Below are 15,281 nucleotides of genomic sequence, written 5' to 3' on the forward strand. Positions count from 1 at the left end.
GCCTTGTTTTTTAAGGCAAGTATTTCCAAATTTTCTTTACTAAGATCCTTCTTGTCAACAGGTTATTTTGTTGCGGGGATTGGTTTCTGGAACCTAATAAACGCAGGTTGGTTAAACGTCACTTTCATATAGTGCCCAGTTTTTCCTCGTACCAGGTGGTTCACTCCGAATCTTCTGCATCGTGGTAACTGGCCTTGGGTTTTAAACCGCGCGAGGCGCTCCAGGACTTGGAAAAGCCTTGTTTGGGGAATCTTAGGTTGGTGGACGACCACAGAAAGTGCTAAACCGCTGAAACCAGGAATCAAATGGTTACAGAAGAAATTCCACACAAAGTGCTAAACAAACTTAAAGTAAATTCTAGAATAGCGAGCTGATTTCAGTTTCCACACAAAGTACTAAATTCGTCGTCCAGCTCGGGAACCGTATTTTTCCAAATACGGGGTCAGGGTCATGGTAAGCCTTTATCATGCTCACTAGCTGGGCCGATTACGGGTGAGAACAACACTTTCCTTCCTAGAAGAATGTCAGCCTCAAAAATTACTTTTTTCAGCTATCAATTTGTTAAATGCCCAGCCCTCTGCTAATCATTTCCTTTATGAACGACGTTAGGCGCTGACAGTTTTCAGCGTGCGGATCCACCTATGGTCAGTTTTTAGTACTCGCCCAAGGGCGGAATGACAGGGAGGTTATGTTCATGAAGGCTTTGATTCGTCTTTCCACACCACTGCTGTTTCTTCTATTTGGGGGGGCATTGTTGGCAACCCCGTCACCTGTCTCTGCTTGCGCGAACTACTGTGAACACAACCCGACACACAGGGATTGGGAAGCTTCTATTACCCGCGTAGATACAGGGGAGGAACTCACTGACGGCATGACCGTGGAGGCACGCACAAAGATTAGAATTGATGGCCGTGCGGAAAGCTTTGGCTCATGTGATTGCTACGGTGTGTTAGAAAATGGCGAGTGTGGAATAATCTCATCCTATAACCTTCCGGTTCATCATCAATTCCATGGGATGAATATCTCAAGTGATTCATTGAATGGGCGATACCGCGCAGGCTTAGTGTATGGCAAGGACGAATCAGGCACTACGGCATTCTACAATGTTTTGGACACGGCTCTTGATAACAGCACCGGGCCTGTCTATCAGACTTTATATTACCCGGGGCTATGGAAGTTTGATCTTTGGGCAGCAAACAGTGTCGGCGCCTGCACGGACGCGTCTCCGGATTCTCAGGGGCCGATTAATATAACCCTGAAAGTGGTCGAAGAAATTGATGATGACCTTGGTCCAAAAGAATGTAACCAAGCCGTAGGCGAGCCGATCGATGTCACCAACGGGAACATGTATTTGCAGCAGGAGGATTTTACATGGCCAAAGGCGCACTTGCTGCCAAAATTCGTGCGCACATATAACAGTCTATCCAGTAAAATGGGGCGGTTTGGGAGAGGCTGGACCACCATTATAGATGAGTCGATAAGCGAATTTGGTGATCTTGCAGTTCGACTGAACCTGGCCGATGGAGGGACTGTTTACTTCTATCGCGATGATACCGAAAGCGGTTATATCCCAGATGAACGTCCAGGGGAGTTCAAGGAGATCACGAAAACAGAGGATGGTAAGTATATTCTTTACCTTTTAGGCGGTGTCACAAAAGAGTTCGACGTTTCTGGCAGACTAACAACAATAACCGATCTTAATAATCAGCAGGTAGTTATTGGTTACGATGAATTCGATCGTCCCGCAAGTATAAGCCAATCATTTGGAAAGACTCTGACATTAGACTATTCATCTGATACCAGTAGTTTCGTAACGTCAATATCAGATGACCAGGGAATCGTCATAGACTATCACTACCAAACATTGCAAAGACTATCAGGAATACGGTATAGAGATGGATCTGGATATGACTTTACTTTTAGCAGTGGTGGTCCTAATTATTTCCAAATAGCCTCGGTTAAAGACATGCTAGGACATACCCTGGAATCTCACATTTACGATGATCAGGGACGGGCGATCACCTCTTCACGTCATAACGATATTGAGAAAGTCACATTAAACTATGTAAGTTCCTCTGAAACGCTGGTCACAGACGCGCTCAACAATACCACAACCTATCATTTCTCGGACAAGCCGGGTAGGAGCTTAGTCACAAGCGTGGAGGGAAGCTGTTGTGGTAGCTCCGAAACGAAAAGTTGGACCTACAATGAGTTTGGCCAGATCAAGACTGAGACGGATGGTCTGGGAAATACGATTTCCTATAGTTACGACGCCTCCGGAAACAAAATCAGTGAAACTGATCCACAAGGAAATACGACGCAGTTTGCCTATAACTCGTTGGGGCAGGTGATCAGCAAAACCGACACCTTGGGTAACACCTATACGTACACTTACGATGGGAACGGTAACTTGCTCAGTTTGGTAGATCCCCTGGGGAATGGCTATCAACACGCCTATGATAGTTATGGAAGAATCCTGACAAGCACGGATCCAAACGGCAATGTGACCGAATTTGGTTACGATGCTCAAGGCAATCTGAGCACGCTGACGACCCCGCTAGGGGAGACTACCACTCTGTCTCATGATAGCTATGGGCGCATTTTGAGTGTTAGCGACCCACTTGATAATACATCCAGCTATAGTTATGACTCAGTCGGCCGGCTCGTTTCCATCACGCACCCAGATGGAAATTCCGTTTCGCTGGCCTATGATGCTGCTGGGCGGCTAACAAGTGTTACCGACGAACTCGGTCAGATCACAAGCTACACCTATGATCCGGGTTACCGCCTTACCAGTGTCACAAATCCTGCCGGCGAAACAGTCGCCTATGGTTATGACGTAATGTCCAAACTGACGTCAGTAACCGACGGAGAGGGGCGCCTGACAACTTATGGTTATGACTCTATCGGGCGCCTGACAGCAGCTTCTCATCCAGCCGGCGGAACCTTCACCTATGACGCTGCGGGGCGGCTGTCTACCAAGACAGATCACAAGGGTGTGACCACCGCGTACTCATTCGATGCTAATGGGCGTTTGCTCGGTAAAACCTATTCCGATGGCTCGCCATCGGTCAGCTACACCTATGATGCGGTAGGCCGCTTAACATCCGTTGCCAACGGGGCGGAAACGTTAACCTATATCTATGATGACGCCGGACGACTTGTTTTGGAAACCAGTCAAAACAGCGGACGGATGATCACTTATGCGTATGACCCTGCTGGGCACCGAACAAGTATGGACCTCAGCGGCGCGCCCCTGATGAATTATGATTACAATGAAAATGGCATGCTGGCGTCAGTTATCACGAATGGCCATTCGTTTGGCTACAGCTATGATAGCGCTGGCAGGCATACATTATTGACTCGCCCCGATGCCGCAATCGATACGTCTTTCCAATACGATAATCGATCCAGGCTAACATCCGCAGTCACGTCACGTCGCTACAAGACACTCGGGGACCTGGTCTTTAGTCTCGATCCACTAGGTAACAATGAGATATTCGAGGAGTTGGCCTTTAGTTTCGATCCGCTAGGTAACATTCTTTCGAAAACCTCAACCAGCGGAACAGAAACATACGATTATGACGAAGCATCGAGGCTAACACAGGTCACACGTGAGGGAGCTAACTCAGAATCGTATGCATACGACCAGGTTGGCAATCGCATCCAATCTCACATCGACTCCGTTTGGACCTACAATTCGTTGAATCAATTGATTAATCATGGCAGTAATACGTATCGCTATGATGCCAATGGAAACCTCGTCGAAAAGGATACAGGGGGCTCAATCTGGACGTATCAGTGGAATGCAGAAAACCGCCTGGTTGGTGTCTGGAAAGACGGTGCGCCGGTTGCGAACTACCAATACGATGCTTTTGGACGGCGAATTAGTAAGACTGTGGCTGGCATTACAACCAGCTATGTATATTCTCTGGACGGCCTTGTGGCCGAAATTAATGATGCCAACGCCATCGACACCTGGTACGGGTACGCCCCTAATGCGGTTTGGGGATCAAACCCATTATTTATTGAGCAGGGAGGTGAGTTTGGCTATTACATAAATGATCAGCTAGGGGCACCTTTAGAAGTCGTTAGTGGTAATGGTACGACTATTTGGCAGGCTGAACGGGATGCTTTTGGACGGGCTGTTGTTACGACCAATGACGTTACCAATAATATACGTATGCCTGGCCAATACTATGACTTCGAAACAGGTCTTTTTTACAATTGGCATAGATACTATGATCCTGATGTAGGGCGGTATCTTCAAAGTGATCCCGTTGGGTTGCAAGGTGGGTTAAACACTTACGCCTACGTGGGCGGCAACCCGTTGATTTACGTTGATCCACTGGGACTTGCATATAGCCCAATGGTTGAACATGGGATTTCCCGGCAAGAAGCTATGGCTCTTCCTCCAAACCAAGACCCATGTGGTTGCTTTTCTAAAGCATTTCTTGGCTATGCCGAAGCAGGTGTTGCCGCTACTGAAGCGGCAACTGGGCCTTACGTAAATAAACCCCGTAGTGGTATTGCGGGCGGAGGTAAAGCTGGAAGTAAAACCAGTGCATGGAGTTTGGCAGTACATCAAGTTAACAATCGCGTAGGTAAAAATGCTGCTACCGCAGCTGCCAGAACTATGGGAAGGGTAGCGTCACGTGCAGTTCCGTATGCTGGTACCGCCTTGCTGATATACGATATAAATGTATTTAATCAATGTATGGAAAAATGTGGCGAAGGTGAATGTAAACAATGAACAGTGACGAGTTAACGAACCAAATTTTAAAGTTGGTTGCGAAACATGCTTTATGTCAGCCAGATCAGATTTCTACTGCCACAAAAATAGGTGAAGAATTACGAATTGTCGGTGATGATGCCGACGAGTTGTTGACTGATTTTTCATCCGAATTTAATGTTGATATTTCTGATTTAGACTTTGACAAATACTTTCCATGCGAAGCTACTGCGAATATGCATTTTTATTTATCTGCAATAGCAATAAGCAAGCACCAAAATCCAATGGTACTTGCTTTCCGTTACTTTGAATCTAAGTTTTGGCGTTTATTTGCCTCGAAAACAAAATACCAGACACTTACTGTTGATGACCTTGTAAACATCGCAAACCGTGGAAAGGTGTAACTGCTAATTAGCAGTAAGCGTCAAAGTTGACCCTGGGCTCAAAAAGAAACGGAGATACTGAAAGCAAATGCCACGCGATCTACCGCAACCTGGAAAATGCATTGCATGAGGCGGGTATTCCCCATAGCAGTAATGCGTTTCAGTACATCGCTTCCATGAACGCGTTTCAGCGTGCAGCAACTAGCGGCCAAACAATTACTGCCACTAAGCAAGACAGAAGCCGAAAAATCCCGTTCAAACATGTAGATAGATAGGTGGGCGACGGTTTTAGCGCTTCTTGTGAAAATTTAGTACTTTCTGTGGCTATTCTTTAGCACTTTCTGTGGTCGTCCATTTAGATGCGTTCAGATAGACCTGCGCAATACCAATACTGCGCATAATGTATATTATGTTAAATGCAGTATCTGTCTTTGTACTTCATTGGGGTCCGCATCCCCAAACTGGGCATGCGGACAAGAATGAAATGCGGGACCTTGGTTCACAGCGAAACACTTCCAGTGAATTTGCTGTCCTCAACAAGTTTAAAGGCCGGGCTATCAACTGTACTGACATGAAACCTAATATCGCTGACGTCTCCCAAAAGCGATTCAGGATTAACGGACACAGAAACAGGAACCTCGACCATCTCGCCTGAGTTTACCGTCACGGTACCAGTGTGACTGAGTTGCAGCCCTTCCAATCCGGACACGCGGATCGCATAGCTCTGAATCTTTTGATTCTTGTTGGTAATCTTCAATACATAACTGTTTTCAATGTGGCCCTCCGAGTTGTAACGGTACAGGCCGCGGTCCTTCGCAATGTCTAGGGTCACCAATGGACTGGATACCATGGTCCAAGAAAACACCGCGATCATAGCAAGCAAAACAAACGAATAACCCACCAGCCTTGGGCGAACTATCCGCAGGCCGCCTCCGTTCAGTTCGCGGTCGCTGGTGTAGCGAATCAGCCCTTTGTCATAGTCTATCAGGTCCATAACGGAATCACAGGCATCGACACACGCCGCACAGCCGATGCACTCCATCTGCAGTCCGTCACGGATATCGATACCGGTGGGACAGACCTGCACGCACATCTGGCAATCAATACAGTCGCCCAGACCTTCTGACTTGTAGTCCGCCCCCTTCTTGCGTGATCCCCTGCTCTCGCCTCGCTCCGCGTCGTAGGTGATCACCAGCGAATCTGCATCCAGCATAGAGGACTGGAAACGCCCATAGGGACACATGTGCAGACACACTTTCTCGCGTAGCCAGCCTGCGTTGATGTAGGTTGCAGCAGTAAAGAAGAGCGTCCAGAACAAAGCCCATCCACCAACGTTCATGGTCAGTATGCTGGAGACTAGGTCACGGATGGGGGTGAAATACCCAACGAAGGTGATTGCTGTTGCCAAACTGATCAACAGCCACAACGCATGCTTACTGATGCGCCTGATGAGTTTGTTGGCACTCATGGGGGCCTCATCCAGCTTGATGCGCTGGTTGCGGTCGCCTTCGGCCACTTTCTCGGCCCACATGAAGATCCACATCCAGACGCTCTGCGGACAGGTATAGCCACACCAGACCCGACCGGCAAGCACGGTCAGGAAGAACAGTCCAAACGCACAAATGATCAGGATGCCGGACAGCAGAACCAGGTCCTGTGGCCAGAAAGTGCCGGCGAAGATGTGGAATTTTTTCTCTGATAGATCCCACAATACCGCCTGTCGGTCACCCCAGGTCAGCCAGGCGGTGCCGAAATACAGAGCGAAAAGAATGACGCCGCCGAAAAATCGGAGGCGCCGAAAATAGCCTGTAAAACTCCGCGTATGAATTTTACCTGTGTACACGTTACCTCACCCACATTGATGAAATTGCGGGTTGAGATTAATTCGTTACACTGAATCGGTGCAGGCTCACTTTTTTTATTTTTAATGGGTACAGATGGCGCGTCAGGTAAGATCCAGCAAAGCCGGCAGTTAACTCAGTGCGCGGGATCGTTGTTCATCCCATGGATGCGAAAAGCTAAGCCGCAAGCAGTTGGTGTACTCGCCAGAAACGGAAAACAAGGGGCCTGGTGTAATCACAATGCCCTGATCAAGAGCCTGGGGATAAGCGGCCAAGGTGTTCACACCATCTGGTAGCTCCAGCCAGATGGCTAGTCCTCCCTGTGGAATGGTTACTCGCACCGGTACGGGCCAGGCCTGAAGCGATGTCAGAAGCTGGTCACGCCGTTCCCGCAGCAAACCCCGCTGCCGGCGTAAATGAGAGGTCAGCCCGCCCTCCTCTATGTAGTCCGCAACGCCCTGTTGCAGATATCGGCTGCTTGCAAGCTGGGTTACCAGTTTCAGGTGCAGTATTCGAGAATGCCATCGTGCGCCTGAAATCCAGCCAAGACGCAGATCCCGTGACAGTACCTTGGAGAACGAACTGCAATGAATCACCCGGTTCGTCTCATCCAGCGCTTTTAACGTATCGGGGATCTGGGAAAAACCCGATTCTGCGTATATGTCATCTTCAATAAGGGCCAGATCGTACCTGTCCGCTAATGCCATCATTCGTTGACGGGCATCCATTGGCATCAGCGCCCCACCCGGCGTGGCGAATGCTGGAGAGACGACACAGGCCCGTACATCCCAGTGTTCCAGGATTTCCTCCAGAGCGTCGATATCCATCCCTGTGTCTGTCGAGGTCGGCACTTCAACAACCTGGAGTTCGAGTTGCTCCAGCAGTTGTAACACCCCATAGAACCCCGGGGACTCAATCGCCACCACATCGCCACGTTGGCACGAAGCCATGAGCGCCAGGAAGAGCGCATGCTGGCAACCCGATGTTATACAAAGGTCATCGGGCTGAGCCGGCCAGCCACGCCTGGCCAACTGAATCGTCAGTTGCTCACCTGCCGGTTCATCGTAATACTGGAAGTCATCACCTCGCTGACGTCGCAGCGCTCTTCCAATAGCCCGATTGAGTACCACAATCCCTGGCGGCAAGGCGCCTGCGTGCAAGTCCGGGAGCAAATCAAAGGCAGCACTGCGACGCATGATGTCCTGAAACAAGTCACTGACCGTCACCGGCCTGGGTGCTTCAATACGGGAAATGATGCGAGGCGTTTTTGTGATCGTCGGCACCAGCGAAACAAAATGCCCCGACTTGGGTCGAACCTCCACCAGGCCCTGGGCCTCAAGACGCTGTAGGGCGTGCTGAACCGTGGCTTTTGACAGGCCTCGCTGATCACACAGTTCGCGAATGGAAGGCAGGCGGTCACCCGGTTTCCATCGCTCATCATGAATGCCCTGCAGCAGCCACTGCTCCAATTGCTGATAGCGAAACGGCTCGTCAGCCATTAAAGATACCTCCGCCAAGAAACTCTACGGCAAACGGCAGACAAATGGCGGTAAACACCCCGGTGAGCCCCATGCCAAGAGAGGCAAAAGCACCTGCTGTATGACTGATTTCAAAAGCCCGTACCGTACCAATCGCGTGAGCGTTAACACCGAGAACGAAGCCAATGATACGTTCATCGTCAACACCGAGCCGTGGCACTAACAAGTCAACAAACAGTGTTGCCATTACGCCGGTGATCAATAGCCCGCCCATCATCAGGGCAACCGAGCCACCGATTTGTTCTGTGATGCCGATGGCTATAGGCGCGGTCACAGATTTCGGCGCCAGCGACGCCATCACTTCCGGCGTTGCACCCAGCCACCAGGCCAAGGCAACCGAATAGACAACGGCAAGTGTCGCGGCAACGGGAACGGTGATGAGAATCGGGCGCCATAGCGCCCGTATATGGTGTATTTGCTGGGCCAGAGGCACAGCAAGGGCTACTGTAGCCGGGCCGAGCAATACTGTTAGCCAGCCTGCTCCCTTCTGGTAATCCACATAGTCAACCGACAATAACACCAGTGCCCCTGCTACCAGCAGGGCTGAAAGCACTACGGGCGGACACCAGACAGGCCGCTCCAGTTTCTCGAAAATCCGAGTCCCGAAAAAATAAGTAGTAATCGTCAGGGCTATGGCGAGAAATGGGGAGTCGCTCAAATGAGCCCCTAGCCCTTGAACGCGATCAAACAACTCAGTCACGCTGTTCCTTCTCCAACGTCTTCGGCAAGAGAGCCATCATCAGGACCATCGTTGTTGCCACGCTGGCGAGGGTGCCAAACACCAGCGCAACACCTACCGCAAGCCACTGGCCGTCGAACTGTCCTCCAAGAAAGAACACGCCAACCACGCCCGGCAATATCAGCACAACAAGTATAGAAATGAACTGCTGGCTCGCTGCTCCGACGTCCGTCCCGGCAGCCCCTGACTGAGTCAGCAGCCACAGAGTCATCAGGATCATCCCCAGGATCCCACCACTAACCGGCCAGTCCAGGACAAAGGACAACGACTCCCCGATGACAAGGAAAATGGTGAGGATCAAAAAGCCACGGAGCATAGATACTTCGCCTTTGAAAAGTGATGCTTGCGTGCAAGTTCGCGCGTCGTCGTTGGACGTTAACACATTATTCCAATTACGGTGGCTGGCGGCGCTCGCGATGTTCAATCAACCTCATCCACATACTCTGAACTTGCTTCTACAATGATTGCATCTAAACTCCTATTCAGATTGAATTTTTTATTCCTGACTGAGTCCGGGAGTGCCACCATTGAATGGATCGTTTCAACCTTTGCTTCCTTTGTCGTGTGTTCGGGCGGTAGCCGCAACAGTTTGCCTGGCATTTACCAGTACGGTTTCTGGTAATGAGGAGGCACTCTGGGATATTCCCCTGGAAGAACTTGGCCAGATACGTGTCGTATCCATTGCCTCCGGAACAGAAACACCGCTGGACAAGGCTGCTGCGATAACCTCTGTCATCAATGCTGACGAGATCGCCGCGATGGGGGCCACGGACCTTGATCAGGTACTGGAAACCGTGCCAGGCCTGCATGTAAACCACTCTAACCAGGCATTTTCCCCGAAGTATGTATTTCGGGGCATTACCTCCAGTAATAATCCGCAGGCGCTCCTGCTGATTAATGGTGTGCCGGCCACCACCATGATGTATGGCAACCGCGGTAACGCCTGGGGCGGTATGCCCGTTAAGGCCATTGAGAGAATTGAGGTCATCCGGGGCCCCGGTTCCGCCCTGTATGGCGCCGACGCATACTCCGGTGTCATCAACATCACCACCAAGGGGCCGAAGACCATCGACGGCCAGACGATCGGCGGCAGGGTTGGTAGCTTCGATACGCGAGGCGGCTGGCTTGAAGCCGGCGATGAGATCGGAAGTTTGGGAATGAGCATGGTCCTGGAATACCAGACAACGGACGGTTGGCGGGAAACCATTGTCCGGGACGATCAGACCAACTTCGATGAAGCCTTCGGTACCTCTGCCTCCCTTGCGCCTGGCCCGGTCAATACCGGTGTGGATCAACTGGATGCCCGGTTTGAAGTGGGCGGCGAACAATGGGCATTCCGGGCTGGCCTGCAGGACCGCAGTAACCTGGGTACTGGTCCGGGGGTTGCTCAGGCGTTGGACCCCAGGGGGGAGTTTTCGTCTCGCCGATTGAACGCGGATTACAGCTACCGGTGGTCCGATCTGGCCGATGGCCTGGATCTGGAAGCAAGGGTCTCCTACTTCAATATCACCCAGGAGCCGGAGAACGATATCTTTCTTTATCCGCCCGGAGCTTTCGGCGGCGCCTATCCTGACGGATTGATCGGAAGTCCGGGGTATAAGGAAAATCAGGCTCGCTTCGATCTGAGTGCCATTTACCGTGGTTTCCGGAATCACCGTGTGCATACCGGGATTGGTACCTTATGGGCAGACCTCTACGAAGTCACGGAGGAAAAAAACTTCAATCCGGATTTCAGCCCCAAGGGCAGCGTGGTCGACGTTTCCGACGACCCCAGTGAGGTCTGGATGCCTGAGGAAGACCGTACGAATTACTATGTATTTGTTCAGGATGAGTGGCAGTTTGCCCAAAACTGGCAGTTGGTTAGCGGCATCCGTTTCGACGATTACTCGGACTTCGGCAGTACAGTAAATCCCCGGGCTGCCCTCATATGGGCCACCACCGATACCATTACCACCAAGTTCCTGTATGGCCGGGCATTTCGTGCACCGTCACTGAATGAGCTTTACGTCGCCAATAACCCGGTTTTTTCAGGTAACCGTGAACTCGACGCCGAAACCATCGATACCTTTGAGGTTGCGATGTCCCACCAGGCTACTGCACGCGTTTTGTATGGTGTAAACCTGTTCTATTACGAGATTGATGATCTCATCAACGCAGAACCAACGGCCGGCCCTATTGCGACTCAATACCGGAATTCTGGTCAAAGAACCGGACACGGTGGCGAGCTTGAACTGGTGTATCAGGCCCTGGAAAGTCTGTCTCTGCAAGGGAACTATGCGTATCAGCATACGAAAGATGAAAATACGGGGCGATCAGTCGGTGAAGCTCCAAATCACCAAGTCTATGCCCGTGCTGACTGGAGCATTTCCCCACGCTGGTTGTTGAGCTCCCAGATCAACTGGGTGGGAGAACAGAAGAGGGTCGCCGCTGATCCGAGAGAGCCGGTATCAGACTACACGACAGTGGATATGACGATTCGTACCCGGGGGTTATGGCAGGGGCTGGACCTTTCGTTATCCGTGAGGAATATGTTCGACGAAGACGTTAAAGACCCAAGCCCCTTCGCCGACCCTGCCCCTGCCATTCCGAACGACTTCCCCATGCCCGGGCGCATGGTGGTGGGTGAACTCTTTTACCGCTTCTAAGTCGGTGTATCTTCCCAATCCCGCTTGCCGACACCGTGGTAAACGATACTTTCACAACGGATTGGGAAAAAGCTGCCTTCCGGCCGCCGCTTGGTGTCCCGGAAACATGGGGCCATACCCGTAACAAAGCACGGGGTCAGAATAAGTTGGTATTCCTCGCAACTGAAGCCCATGTCCGCGGCCAGTGCAGCGTGAACGGCCGCAACGTTCATTGAATACCCGTATTTGCTATTCAGATGTTCGTAAACGGCAAATGCCATCTTCAGGTAGCGTCCCTCGGCAAATCCATATTCCTTGGCTTTATCCAGCGTGAAGGCAATGCGTTCGTCGGTGTTGGCCAAGGGGCGGCCATAGCCGTATAGGATTCTCCCACGAGATTTTTCATTATCGACAAATTCTTCCAGCGCATTTCCTTCATCACACCAGCGACCAGCCCTATAGAAAAAATCGAGCGCCCGAACTTCCGGTCGACGTCCGTATATGGACGCTTCAGAGATGCTCAAACCGGCCATTAGGCCAAGTGACGGCGTAGTACGAACGGAGCCCGCCAAGGCCGCTACGTGATTCGGCCAAATTGAAGGGTCCGGATAGCTTGTACCGACCCAGTATGAATTCAACATCTTGGCGACGTTTACCCCGGGATCTCTTTCTAGAATGCTGTACAGGTAGAGATGAAGCCATTCAAGGTGATCCAGTTCATGGTGGAGATCCTTGCCGTGCAGGACCACTCGCTCGGTCAGGTAGGCCTTTCCTATACGGGTCAACCAATGACTTTCGGTTTTGAATAACCTTTCATGATTCATGGCTTTCCCTCCGATACCGGTGGTTTGTAGGGTCCGGGGTCATCTTCAAGTTCGATCGCGGAGCTATAGAACGGGAACTTTTTCCAACCCATTTTCTTTTGCTCCAGGGCATGTGCCGCAGCGCCAGGCAATCTCAGTATCAGGTAAAGCATACTGCCCTGGTCGCGATCCAGTCCAAGATCGACAAACGCTGCTGCCGCTACGGAACTGATGGAAACCGGATAGCCAACGGAAGTCTCAAGCGCTTTACGGTGGGCCTGTAACCAATGCAATGCACCTTCCGAGGGGGCGTACTCAACAAGAAGGTCCAATGACTGCCGCAGTGTCGTGGGAATATCGTCGCCGTTCGGGTCAAATCCCGGGGCATGTTCGAGATTCGGCCAGATATCGGCTCTTTCGTCCTCCTGAGGATCCTGCAGGCGGGTTTTCCAATGCTCGATGTTTTGACCACATTCGCTCCAGAGTCGCATACACACTTCCAGTTCCTGGGAGCCGCCGTAAAGACCGGACCCTACTGCAAGGGACGACATGAGCGCGGAGCTGTGATTCGTACCCGCAACGCCGCCGTTCATGGCTGCACGGATACTGGCTTCCTTGGGGCCCTGATTGGCAAGGACCATGGCTAGCCTTTCCAGCAGGGCTGATTCAGCGGGTTGCGGGCGTTCACCTTTGAACATCAGCAACAGGTACTCAAACCAGCCGGCCCTGGATATTATCTGGCCGTATACGTCATAACCGTGACAGTAACAGGCTTTTGCGGCGAAGGGGTTGGCATCCTCCGGCTCTTCAAGCCAGAAATTGGAGTGATAAACGTAATCTGAGGGCACGTGGTTTCCCCTGGTTCATTGTCAGTTTTGTATTGAACTGGTTAACACCTTCATTCTTGCTCCCATGGGAGGTATCTGATCCGCGTCAACGATGACCTCCAGCAGGCAGGGGCCGGGGCGGGAGAATATGTCGGGAAAATCCAGATCTTCCAACTGCTCCATGGTTTCGACTCTGTAGGATTCGACGCCCAGTGCGCACCCCATCATGGTAAAATCCACTTCAGGTATCCGGGTCGCGATCTGTTCTCCCCCGCTGAGTTTCTGTCCGTGGTTAACCATGCCCAGTGAGGAATCATTCAGTACCAGCATCAGGACATTCAGGTTCTCCTGAAGCGCAACCGTCAATTCCTGGCCAACCATAAGATAGCTGCCGTCACCTGTGAAACAGACCACCGGGTGCTCCCGGTTTGCTGCTGCCATACCAACTGAGGTGCCGATCGCCCAGCCCATGGATGCAAAGCCCAGCCCAATGTTAAAGAGGCTCTTCGCAGGCGACATGCTGTTGGGCCGCCGTACGTGCCAGTAATGGATGCCCCATAGAAAGCTGTTCCCGGTGTCCATAAGCACGCGAGTATCCAGGGGGCAGATCCGACTCATATAATTCATCAGCGCCTGTGGCTTAATACGGCCGGTACGATCGAAACACCTGTCAGCCTCGTCAAACCGGGTGTTGGTGGGCAAGCCGTCATCGCCGCCCATCGTTTGCATCGGTTTAAGGTCCGGGCCCTTGATGAGAATCTTCGAAACTGACTCAAACAGGAGTTTTGGAGACCCTAGAATCACCAACCTTGCCATGGTTGAACGGCTCAGATGTGTCGGATTGCTGGAAAGATGGATCAGCCGGTCGGACAGTATCGTTGTCGGATCCCAGCCACAGGTCGACACCTCGTCCAGAGCCGTACCAATAGCCACCACCCGTTCGGCGTGTTCCTGCTTGAGTGCATCGGTCGCGCTGTCGTGGCCGGCAAAGCCAAATACGCCACGATAAAGTGGATGAAAGCTATCGATGAGCCCTTTCCCACGCGGGGTTGTAACTATTAACCAATTTCTGGCTTCCGCCAGAGCAACCAACATGTCGCTTGCCTCAGCAGCGCCTTCACCCAGCACCAGTGTGACTTTGGAGGCCGCGGCCAACTCTTTCAAAAGTGCCTGGACCGAAGTTGGATTGGGAGCCACATCATGGTGGAGAAATGCGTGGAGTAATCCAGGGTCCACCGCATCGGCATTTCTGTGCCGCATGACGTCCAGGGGGATGCTCAGGTGAACTGGCCCAGGCTGGTTGCTCATGGCATGACTCACAGCCTGAAGCAGTTTGGTTTCCAGTTGGGCAGGGTGCGACACCAAAGTATTGTATCGAGTGCACCGGGCAAACATTTCAACAGTATGAATGCTGGTACAAGATGTCTCTTGAAGGGAACCCTGGCCAAATTTATCGAGTGCTGTTTGAGCGGATATAACGAGCATTGGAATGCCGTCGGCATAAGCTGACGCTACCCCTGTGAGCAGATTCGTCGCTCCCGGACCTGCAGTAGAGCAGCATACGCCGAGTTTCCCTGTTTCTCTGGCGTAGCCCTCCGCCATAAAGGCAGCGCCACATTCGTGGCGGGCGGTGATGGGCCGAATACCACCACGGCGTTCGCTCCGTGCCAGCGCATCGTAGAGCGGTTCAATGCTGCCTCCTGGAACGCCAAACACATACTCAACCCCAAGGCGCTCAAGATAGCGCAGAATCAAGTCACCATTCTCGAGCATCTATAGTCCTTACCTTCAGGC

10 protein-coding genes are annotated in these 15,281 nt (G+C 51.7%); 3 read left to right on the plus strand and 7 right to left on the minus strand.

From position 1 onward, the window contains the following. Window positions 1-694: 694 nt before the first annotated feature. Both MARLIPOL_RS07510 and MARLIPOL_RS07515 read left to right on the plus strand, forming a co-directional pair. Window positions 695-4,753 carry an RHS repeat-associated core domain-containing protein gene (locus MARLIPOL_RS07510; RefSeq protein WP_012137450.1) on the plus strand — a complete coding sequence of 1,353 codons (4,059 nt, stop codon included), beginning with the start codon at window positions 695-697 and terminating at the stop codon, window positions 4,751-4,753. Further along, complete coding sequence (locus tag MARLIPOL_RS07515; RefSeq protein ID WP_012137451.1) at window positions 4,750-5,136, plus strand: DUF1493 family protein; 387 nt, start codon at window positions 4,750-4,752, stop codon at window positions 5,134-5,136. Before MARLIPOL_RS07510 ends, MARLIPOL_RS07515 begins: the two co-directional genes overlap by 4 nt. 478 nt (window positions 5,137-5,614) lie before the next feature. On the opposite strand, the gene ccoG is transcribed toward MARLIPOL_RS07515, so the two are convergent. The 4 genes from ccoG to MARLIPOL_RS07535 all read right to left on the minus strand — a co-directional run bounded on the left by ccoG (window position 5,615) and on the right by MARLIPOL_RS07535 (window position 9,549). Continuing rightward, a complete protein-coding gene (gene ccoG, locus MARLIPOL_RS07520) occupies window positions 5,615-6,958 on the minus strand; it encodes a cytochrome c oxidase accessory protein CcoG (protein ID WP_012137452.1) in 1,344 nt (447 codons plus the stop codon). 129 nt (window positions 6,959-7,087) lie between these two features. Then, a complete protein-coding gene (locus tag MARLIPOL_RS07525; RefSeq protein ID WP_012137453.1) occupies window positions 7,088-8,455 on the minus strand; it encodes an aminotransferase-like domain-containing protein in 1,368 nt (455 codons plus the stop codon). Next, window positions 8,448-9,194: an LrgB family protein gene (locus tag MARLIPOL_RS07530; RefSeq protein WP_012137454.1), complete on the minus strand. Its 747-nt coding sequence runs from the start codon at window positions 9,192-9,194 to the stop codon at window positions 8,448-8,450. The genes MARLIPOL_RS07525 and MARLIPOL_RS07530 overlap by 8 nt, the downstream gene beginning before the upstream one ends. After that, complete coding sequence (locus MARLIPOL_RS07535) at window positions 9,187-9,549, minus strand: CidA/LrgA family protein (protein ID WP_012137455.1); 363 nt, start codon at window positions 9,547-9,549, stop codon at window positions 9,187-9,189. Before MARLIPOL_RS07535 ends, MARLIPOL_RS07530 begins: the two co-directional genes overlap by 8 nt. 211 nt (window positions 9,550-9,760) lie before the next feature. Here MARLIPOL_RS07535 and MARLIPOL_RS07540 point away from each other — a divergent pair, with 211 nt between their 5' ends. Next, window positions 9,761-11,878 (plus strand): TonB-dependent receptor plug domain-containing protein, encoded by a 2,118-nt coding sequence (locus MARLIPOL_RS07540; protein WP_012137456.1) that lies wholly within the window; start codon window positions 9,761-9,763, stop codon window positions 11,876-11,878. Here the strand turns inward: MARLIPOL_RS07540 and MARLIPOL_RS07545 are convergent. From MARLIPOL_RS07545 to MARLIPOL_RS07555, 3 genes are read right to left on the minus strand one after another with little or no spacing between them, the layout of a single operon-like run. Continuing rightward, window positions 11,875-12,681 (minus strand): citrate synthase family protein, encoded by an 807-nt coding sequence (locus MARLIPOL_RS07545; RefSeq protein ID WP_012137457.1) that lies wholly within the window; start codon window positions 12,679-12,681, stop codon window positions 11,875-11,877. The two genes, MARLIPOL_RS07540 and MARLIPOL_RS07545, sit on opposite strands and share 4 nt — an antisense overlap. After that, window positions 12,678-13,508 carry a citryl-CoA lyase gene (locus tag MARLIPOL_RS07550; RefSeq protein WP_012137458.1) on the minus strand — a complete coding sequence of 277 codons (831 nt, stop codon included), beginning with the start codon at window positions 13,506-13,508 and terminating at the stop codon, window positions 12,678-12,680. Before MARLIPOL_RS07550 ends, MARLIPOL_RS07545 begins: the two co-directional genes overlap by 4 nt. A gap of 21 nt (window positions 13,509-13,529) precedes the next feature. Further along, window positions 13,530-15,260, minus strand: coding sequence for a thiamine pyrophosphate-binding protein (locus tag MARLIPOL_RS07555; protein WP_012137459.1), 1,731 nt, complete (start codon window positions 15,258-15,260; stop codon window positions 13,530-13,532). Window positions 15,261-15,281 lie beyond the last annotated feature (21 nt).

Source organism: Marinobacter lipolyticus SM19 (assembly GCF_000397065.2).
Taxonomy (GTDB): domain Bacteria; phylum Pseudomonadota; class Gammaproteobacteria; order Pseudomonadales; family Oleiphilaceae; genus Marinobacter; species Marinobacter lipolyticus.